This window comes from Bacteroidales bacterium, from assembly GCA_018334875.1.
Taxonomy (GTDB): domain Bacteria; phylum Bacteroidota; class Bacteroidia; order Bacteroidales; family UBA12077; genus JAGXLC01.
On record JAGXLC010000143.1, the window covers coordinates 1 to 9,863 of the forward strand.

At 42.6% G+C, this 9,863-nt stretch carries 4 protein-coding genes; all 4 read right to left on the reverse strand.

Features of this window, described 5'->3' with window-relative positions:
- Nucleotides 1-414: carboxypeptidase-like regulatory domain-containing protein (locus tag KGY70_11895; protein MBS3775884.1), on the reverse strand; the 414-nt coding region annotated here is incomplete at its 3' end.
- A 53-nt stretch (nt 415-467) separates the two neighbouring features.
- A complete protein-coding gene (locus KGY70_11900) occupies nt 468-2,246 on the reverse strand; it encodes a RagB/SusD family nutrient uptake outer membrane protein (protein MBS3775885.1) in 1,779 nt (592 codons plus the stop codon).
- A 24-nt stretch (nt 2,247-2,270) separates the two neighbouring features.
- Nucleotides 2,271-5,324 carry a TonB-dependent receptor gene (locus KGY70_11905; GenBank protein ID MBS3775886.1) on the reverse strand — a complete coding sequence of 1,018 codons (3,054 nt, stop codon included), beginning with the start codon at nt 5,322-5,324 and terminating at the stop codon, nt 2,271-2,273.
- Nucleotides 5,325-5,735: 411 nt separating this feature from the next.
- Nucleotides 5,736-9,863, reverse strand: a 4,128-nt coding sequence (locus tag KGY70_11910; GenBank protein MBS3775887.1) for a response regulator, incomplete at its 5' end; no start/stop codon positions are given.

The window sequence follows — 9,863 nt, forward strand, 5'->3', positions numbered from 1 at the left end:
TGCGCCCGTGACCATTCTATCAGGCATTTTGTGGTAAGGAAGGCTCACAACAGCATCTTCTGCCATATAAAGGGGCGGCCTAACAAGCGCAATGGGTTCAGAGAGATCCGCCTTCTGCAAGCTTACATATTTTGTTTCATATTCCTGGGTTTTGATTACCAGGACATCATTGCTGAGCGTTTTCAGGGTGAAGGTTCCATCACTGTCCGTCGTGACAGATTTTGTTCCGTTCTGATAAAGTACCCGGGCTCCGGGCACGGCATTGCCTTCATTGCCTTCCACGGTGCCGGTAATTTCCGTGACTTTCATCTGCCCCTTCTGCTGGCCATAGCTATTGTAGCCGGCAACCATAAGGAGAAACAGTGAAAGCGCCGTAAAAATCTTTATCAAAAATTTGCTGTGATTATTTCTCATAGTCCATATTTTCATATCAAAAACTGTTATTCGTGAAAACATTGCATTTAAGTCTACCACCCCGGATTTTGCTTGAGATTCTTCAGCATTTCAACATGGTCCTTTGGCAGAGGATACCAGTAATGTTTATCGTCAAAAACACGACTTTCGGATTCCATCTCTTCAACGGTGTAATTGAATGAATCCTCAGCTACCTTATCTATACGCATCCGGTAGATGGTTTTATGCTCTGGTTTGTGCATTTCATACCATCTACGAAGATCCCACCAGCGTTTATGTTCGCCAAACAACTCGACAGCGAGCTCGTTGCGAATCCGCTCTCGTAAATCCGCCTGGTTGTGGAAGGTCCCTTTGACATCAGGCATGTTCACACGGTTTCGAATTGTATTGACAGCTTCCAGGGCAGTAAGGGAGGCATCGGGTGCGGAACCGTCAGGACCCCAACCTTCATTCACCGCTTCGGCATAGTATAGATAAACACCCGAGAGCCGGAAATAGATCCAGTTCATATAGTAATTATAGTCATTCTGCCATTTGTTTCCTGATTCCGGCCAGTATTTACGGTTGAAATATCCCGTCGGATGCACAATGTTCTCTGGCTTATCTCTGCCCCCCTCATAGGTTTCAATATAAAGTTGTTCGCCTTCATCATCGACACCCCATTGTGCATCATTGTATAATATGTTGTTGTAAAACCGGGGGTCCCTGTTCTGGTAAGGTTGATCAGGATCATAACCGGCATTGGGATGGTCAATCGGCCAGCCGTTTTCCGTTTCATACTTATCCACTGCATTTTGAGTGGGCATAGACACCCAGCCGCCATTATCATAGGTTGGTGGCACATACAATCCCCTCCAGTCCAGGGCATCGGGGCGGCGAGTTGTGGTCTGTTGTGAGGACCAGCCATACAATTCCGGCACTCTGTAAAATATGGCCTCATCATTGACAAATTCATTGCGGCTGAAAAAGATGTGCCTGTAGTTATCACCGGATTCAAGCGAGTAAACCCCTTCATTGGCCAGTTCTATCACATCATATAAAACGCTGGCTGCTTCTTTGACCCGTTCAACATCATAAGTAGTGCTGTTGCGATCGGGGTCCAGCGGGTCATTGTTCATGGTCGGGCTGGCATCATACAAGAGAGCCATCCCCTTAAGGGTCATAGCAGCACCAACAGTGACCCGGCCCAGATGTTGCTGGGGCCACCCTTCGGGCAACAACTCGACTGCTTTATTACAATCCTCAACAATCTGATTGGTACATTCCCTGTAGGTTTCACGGGGTATATCCATCTTGCTGTCCGGGGTGAACACCTGGTCAAAATAAGGCATCCCACCATATCTGCGGATCAGCTCAAAATTAAACCAGGCCCGGAAAAAGTAGGCCTGTCCAAGGATGTGGTCCTTATCCTCCTGGTTAGCATCTTCCAGACGGTCAATATTTTTAATGGATTTATTGGCTATACGTAAGGCTTTAAAGGCGTTGCCTGGAACGGCAGAGGCGCCGGAAGAAATATTCCGGGTTAACCAACCAACCGCCCGGTTGTAAGGCTTGTTATAATAGTTCCCGTTGGTTACAGCATTGACATCCTGCCAGTCGTTATCACATTGTTCCAGATCGGCCATAGTACCAGGCGTATAACGCGGATGCCAGAAATGAAAATCCCTGAGGAATAGATAAAGACGGTCATTAAAACCCCGGTAATTGCTATAATTTGTAAATATCTGCTCACCGGTGATTCCTGATTCAGGCGACTTGTCAAGATATTCCTCGCAACTGCCCATGAAAAGAATAACCAGAAGCAAAACGGATGATTTCATTAAATATCTCATAATTCTTTCGTTTCTATCGATTCATTAAAAATTAACTTCTACTCCAAAGTTATAATATCTTACAAGCGGATAGGCCCCAAGGGTGTTGGATTCAGGATCCAGGCGGTCATCAAGGGGCGAAAATGTCAGAAGATTTTGTCCGCGGGCCGTCAGTCTCAGCTGCTGAATACCTAGAGACTCTTTCAACATTTCCGACTCCAGCGTATACGACAGTTCCACACGCTTGAGCCTTAAGTAATCCGCATCCACATAGCTGTAAGAACTGGAACGATTGTTATGAATCTGTTTATCGCTGGCATGCAACGCAGGCACATCGGTATCCCTGTTATTGGGGGTCCAGGCATCCAGGCTGTGGTCGTGAGCAACAATGGAAGTAGGCTGGGAGAAGGCCCATAGTATAAAGCCTGGCATGTTCTTCTGGACTTTCGAGACACCATAGAAACTTGCTGACAATTGCAGATTTTTATATTCAACCCCCAAATCGAACCCGTAGGTATAAGCCGGATAGGTTAAATCACCATAAGGGGCAAAATCCTGATCGTTAATAACTCCGTCACCATTGTAATCAACATAATTCATGTCGCCGGGAATGCGGCTATTAGGAAGCCATATCGAACGCGTACTGTTATAAACATCATCCCAGGAATCATGAAGGTCTTCTACAATCAGCTTGGACTGCCAGCCAATGGGCTTACCTTCATTTTTCTGATATTCTGGTCGGTTGGCCGGGTCATCACGGAAAATAACACGGCTTTCGCTGAAATTCAGATTTCCCCCTATCCAGTAACTGAAATCACGGGATAAGCTGGCGCTATAGCGTATCTTCGCCTCATAGCCATGACTCTTGGTTTCACCAATATTTGCAGTTGGGGCTTGCTGGCCAAACCAAACGGGTACCGTTTGTCTCCTCATAAGAATGCCATCCCTGTATTCCTTGAAAAGGTCAAGGCTAAAGGTAAGTCCGCCAAACAGGCGGCCTTCTATCCCGAGATTCTGCTTAACACCGGTTTCCCAGGTAGCATTCACATTGGCCGCTCCGCCTTCGGCATAAACCGGATAATTCTGACGTGGATAGCCCAAAGCTACTCCTCCGCCTCTGCTGTAATCCGTACGATATGCCCATCTTGGAGCTCCCTGGTCGTTACCAACTTCACCATAGGAGTAGCGCACTTTAAAATTATTCACCCATGGCAGATTATTTTTGATAAAAGGTTCGTTCGAGATAACCCAGCCAACGGCCATGGAAGGAAAAAAACCAAAACGCTGGCCCGGGGCAAACTTTTCGGATCCGGTATAGGCCCCGTTAAATTCAGCCAGATATTTGCTTTTGTAATCATACGTAATACGGCCAACCCAGTGTTCCTCATACCGCGGAAAATTCAGATTGGTAATGCCCTTTCTCCTGAAGAAAAGGGCCTTTCCTGAGAAGCTATGATCGCCTATTGTATTGGAATAATCCAGGGAGGCCTCATAATACAGCGAGCGGGTATAATTGTAACCATAACCACTGACCAGATATTCCCAGCCAACTGTAGCAGGTTTCTCAACAAATTCGGGACTCGGGATTACAATGGTGTCGTTTTCACTATAGTTATACCTCCTAACCGTTCCGTTATGAATAGATTGGCGGTAAGGGAAAGAAGAGTTATAGGAAAATTTTCCGCTTACCTTCAGCCCTTCGGCAATGAAAGGTAGCTTCTGTTCAAATTCCATGTCAGCAAACTGTTTGGCTTCTTTAGTATTGGTTTGCCCGGCGTTATTAAGCTTCACCAGGGGATTGACAACACCCTGGGCAGCCGGATCGCCACCGAGTTTACCATCCCTGTAACGGGGTGGAAACTTGTATGGCGGTGTCCAGTGGATCTCCTGGAAAAAACGATTATGATGCCAGGGATTAAGCTGATAAAAAGAAGTATGGTTCTTGATCCCTACCATTCCGGAGAGTTTCAGCTTTACATTGGTGGTCCTGGTGATGCTGAAATCCAGGTTTGATCGGTAGTTATAGCGTTCATAGCCAAAGGTGGGATCATAAAATTCCTGCTCCTTGGTCTCATAAATATCCCCATTCTTTGCATAACCAAACGATGTGAAATATCTGACAAAATCATTGCCCCCGCTGATATTCAGATTGTGTTTCTGACGAAAGCCAAAATCCTTGGTGATCTCATCATACCATTGCACATCAGGATAAAGATAGGGGTCGCCGCTGCGGTAATTTTCAATTTCCTGCTGGGTGTAAAGATTACTCCAGGCATTGTCATTGACATAGGCCTGATTGGCCAGTTGCAATGTTTTATAGTGGTCAAGATAATTCCATACATTGGTCGGCTGCTTGGCCGCCAGATTCGATGAGTATGAAATGTTCATTCTTCCTTTGCGACCGCTTTTGGTGGTGATCAATATAACCCCGTTGGCCCCTTTGACACCAAAGACGGCAGTGGCAGAAGCATCCTTCAGCACCGAAATCGACTCAATAGAACTGGGATTGATATCATTAAAATCCCTTTCAATGCCATCCACAAGTACAAGAGGTTCGTTATTCTGCCAGGTTGACTTGCCCCTGATCAGTATATTGGTAGCCCGTTCACCGGGCTGCCCTGTGGATTGACTAACAGTGACACCCGGTAATAAGCCCTGCATCGAGCTGGAAAGGGACAAATCTCCCTGAGCCTGCTCCAGATCTTCCCCCTTTGTCTGGGTAATGGACCCGACAACACTTTCCTTCTTTTGCGTACCGTAACCAACCACAACAACTTCTTCCAGTTCTTCCTGGGTAGGTTGCATTTCTATATTAATCGTGCTACGTCCTTCCACAGGTATCTCCTGCCCCTGATATCCGACAAAAGACACGCTCAAGACACCATCCGGGGGCACTTCAATACTATATTTACCATCGATATCAGTGGTTGTACCCACCAATTGACCGTCTAATCCTCCCTTAAGCGTGATATTGGCACCAGGAAGCGTATTCCCGTCGGGATCCGTAACCTGGCCTGTCACTTCAATAGTATTCTGAGCGATTACAGAGGATATAGACATTCCAAAAAATATTAAAATCAGAAAAGCAATCTTTCTCATAATGTTTTCCCTTTTATAATTAGTAGCTGCGGTTCGTGGTGTTGAAAAATTGTCTCTATCATATTAGTGAGTTTGATCACGGTTAAATTGCATTTCAAGTTTGAGTGGGTTGAAGATTTCTTCATAGACAGGTATCATTAAAAATTTTTAGATCACTCTTCCAAAAGTAGTGAAAAGGTTCATCTTGCAATGAAACATTCTTGTCATAAATTGGTAATATCTTTTCAGACTTTAATAGATTGAATATCAAATTTTTAGAAAGCAGTCCAGCACATTCGTTAATTTATTGAATGCTTTCTCCCAAATTTAGGATCAGAAAAATGCCAGGGCATTCAACAATTGAATGAAAAACAATATAAAAATATCATAACAGAAATAAACGGAAAATGACGGGATGATAAGAATGAATATTTAGCCTTTATATTCTGTTGGAGATTTACCGTAATATTTTTTAAAACATTTTCCAAAATAACTTAAATCATTGAACCCGGTTGAATACGCCACTTCCGTAATGGAGTAATTTTCATCGTATAGCATGTGTGCTGCCATTTTCAGACGGCTGTTCTTAATATATTCATTCGGACTTAAACCAACGATTTTATTGAATTTTCTATAAAGCATGGAATTGCTGGTCCCCATATCATGAACCAGTGATGGCACATTAAAATCAGGTTTAGTAATGTTATTCTCAATAATTTCAATGGCTCTTTTGATATATTGTTCATCCTTTGAAGTGAGATTCAATGTGGATACCTGGGGTTCAAGGCTTCCATTATTACCTGAATAATATTTCCGAAGGTTTTCCCAGCCTTCAAACAATGATTCAATCCGGGTATGCAAAAGTTTCAGGTTGACGGGTTTGGTGACATAAGAATCGGCACCATAATCATACCCCTTTATTTTACTTTCATCGTCAATCTTTGCAGTGAGCAGAATGATCGGGATATGGCTCGTGTTCAAATCATTCTTTATTTGTCTGGTGAACTCGTATCCATCGGTTCCCGGCATCATAATATCACTGACAATCAAATCAGGGAAGGTTGTTTGGGTAATACTGACAGCTTTATCACAATTATCAAGTGCCTTAACATTATAATATCTTGATAAAAATGTATACAGCAAATTCCTAAGCTCCTCATTATCTTCTATAAGAAGAACCCTCTTATCTTCTTTTTTTATACTTTCATCGGGTATTTGCTGATCATAGAAGAATTTGTGATCCTGCTGAAGGATGATACTCTGATCTTCAATGATTACAGAGGAATCCTCAGGGTTTTCTGTACTAATAATTTCATGATCCAGATAGGCCCACTTATCAATTGGAAAATCAATAATGAAAGAGGTACCCTCCTGCAGACGACTTCTAACGCTTATACTGCCTTTGTGTAGCTCAATCAGGCTTTTGGTCAATTCCAGTCCTATTCCGATGCCTGTAGTTTTTTGAGAATCGATCCGTTTAAAACGCTTGAATATCTGGTCCAACTTATCTTCAGGGATACCCTCTCCGGTATCAGTCACGCTGATCTGAGCATATGTGATGCCATTTTTTTGAATATGTTGGCCATAAACAGAAACATGGCCCTGTTCCGTATATTTGAATGCATTGGAAAGGAGATTATGCAAGATCTTTTCCAGTTTATCCCTGTCGTAATAGCCTGTATTCAGGTCATTGGAAAGAAACATATCATATTGCAGATTTTGCTTGCCGGCGAGGGGATAAAATGTGCTGTATATTTCGTTTAGATGTTCCTTTAAGTTATTAGATGCCACCTTCAATTGTAAAGTACCTGCCTCCGATTTTCTAATCAACATAAACTGATTAACCAAATTCTTTAACATCGTAACATTGCGTTGAATGATGCGTAAAGATTGTCCGGAAAAATTTTTCGAAGCCGAGGAGTCATCTACCACACACGAAATAATGGAAAGGGGAGTAAGAAATTCATGGGAAATGTTGGTCAGCAGACGAAGTTTGAACTGATGTTGTTTTTCTTTTTTGGCACGCAATTCTTCTTCCCACTTTAACTCTTGTTTCATTTTTGTCCTGTAAACGGTCATTCTTATAATCAGGTAAAAAATGCCAAAAACAATCAAACTATAAATGATAAAAGCCACATTAGAAGCGTATGGGGATGGTTCTACAGTAAAATTCAGTGTAACCGGTTCTCGGCACCAAAATCCATTGCTATTGCCAGCTTTCACTTTGAATGTATAGTCGCCGCGGGGCAGGCTGGTAAAGACAGCCTTTCGGTCGGAAGCTTCCTTATATTGCCAATCATCATTGTACCCTTCCAGAATATAGGCATATTGGTTATGAGCAGGATGTTTATAAGATAAAGCAGAAAATTCTATGGATAAGGTTTTGACATGATGGGGCACTTCAATGAGGCTATCCGAACCTGCGTTAATGTGTTTGTCTTGGCCGTTGAATTTCAGTTCAGTGATTGCCAGTTTGGGTTTTACCGTCTGAAAACGGATACGGGCCGGCTTAAAACTGTTAAAACCATTGTGACCTCCAAAATAAAATGTACTGTCATCAGAAGACTTGAACTTGGCGCCTCTTATAAAAATGCGACCCTGTAAACCATCTTTGACGGTATAATTGGTGAAATGAGGGCCTCCGTTGTTGTCAATATGCAATCTCACAACCCCTTGATTCGTTCCCAACCACAAAGAAGTATCTATGGATTCCATGATGGTTGTCACATTATCAGCTATCAGCCCTTCATTCTTCCCATAGCGGGTAAAGTAATCCTTATCCCTGTTATATTTCACAAGCCCTCCTCCATTAGTGCCGATGAAAAGCCTTTCTTCGCTGTCTTCATATATATCATTAATAATGTTGCTGCTTAAACTATTTTCATTGTCAGGGTTGGGTCGATAGCGCTGAAACTTCATATCCTTCTTCACAAAATTGTCCGTATAACGATTCAATCCTTTGTTCATGGTTCCCAACCAAACATCGCCGTAAGAATCCTGATAAATAGAGGTAATGCTGTTACCACTTAACGATGTGGTATCATCTTGTGAGTGGGAGGCGTGGAAAAGGCTGTATTGCTCTCCCTGGTGCTCATGGTATTTAAATATATAAAGCCCGTTATTCGTACCTACCCATATATTATTATCAACATCCCGCATAAAAGCATATACTGCACGGCAGATAAAATTGTCATAGCGGCTGTTGAGTTTGATATAACTTTCTTTTTCCGGATCCATCATAAAAGCCCCCCGGTAACGTGTACCGAACCATATGCGACCAAACTGGTCTTTATGAAAATCATATACCAGATTGAGCCGGGGCAGCTGCTGAAATAATTCCAGATCGGTATAGGAGGTATATGAATGGGTTGTTTCATTATATTGAAGGAATCCTTCTGTTTTAACACCGATAAGAATATTTTCTTTGTCCAGCTCACAAAAGCTGTAAACTGAACTTTCCCGGATCAATTGTGATTTATCTAATGTAACTTCATGCAGTTTGAATCTGTTTCTGTCCAGATTAACCTTATGGAGTCCTCCTCCCTGGGTACCCAGCCATATAATTCCTTCACGGTCGGAGAAAAGGGAATAAATCTGACTATGATCAGGGGCATAACCAAGGTCCTGATTAGCGCGGATTTTTAGTGGATTTTCAATATTTTTCCCGTCAGATATAAGAATACCATCATTGGTTCCAAACCATATTTTTCCTGTCTTATCGGTTTCTATGGAATAAATGATATTCCCAACTTCATTATCGTTCAGTTTTCCTGCAAGGCTTTCATTCAAGTAGGAATAGTGCTCAATATTGTGTACTTTCTGCCTTACCGAATCCAGCCTGAATAATCCATGTCCCCAGGTTCCGACTAGCAGACGTCCCTGCTGGTCTTCATGTATAGATACAACATTCTTATTATCTATAGGATACGGCCAGGGTAGATCAACATGTATGAAATCGTTATTTGGCCTATCGTAATAGAACAGCCCATTGTTCCAGGTACCAATCCATAATCTGCCCTCACTGTCTCCGTAGATAACCTTGATACTGCTTACTGAAGCCAAATGGTCTCTCTTGGTACGATATACGGTCAAATGACCTGTGGTATCCAGACAAAGAAGTCCATAATTGTTGGTTCCGATCCATTTATTTCCTTTCCTATCAATATAAAGATCAGTAATATCCCCTGAAGGCAATGTGGGATTTTCAGTCTTGGTATTGATAACCGATACTTTGCCTGTGTTTTTGTTATAAATATTGATCCCGTTGTCGTGTGTGCCCAGCCATAGACGGCCCTCTTCATCTTCGTCAACAGCTGTAAAATGATTGCCGGTGAATGTCACATCTTCTGAGTAATCAGGCTTAAGGGTCTTGAAGGAATAACCATCATAACGGTTTAAACCATCGTGGGTTAATATCCACAACAAACCCTCACTATCCTGATAGATTTCCGTGATAATGTCAGATGACAATCCATTCCTGCTGTTGATGGTTTCAAAAAAGTAGCTGCCTTTTTTCTGGGCATCAACAGCAAAAGAAATGCTAAGGATTTCCCTCTTTCC

Bases quoted from the DNA above. Each gene is read 5' to 3' on its own strand.
- KGY70_11900 (MBS3775885.1), bottom strand. From the start codon at position 2,246: ATGAGATATTTAATGAAATCATCCGTTTTGCTTCTGGTTATTCTTTTC.
- KGY70_11905 (MBS3775886.1), bottom strand. From the start codon at position 5,324: ATGAGAAAGATTGCTTTTCTGATTTTAATATTTTTTGGAATGTCTATA.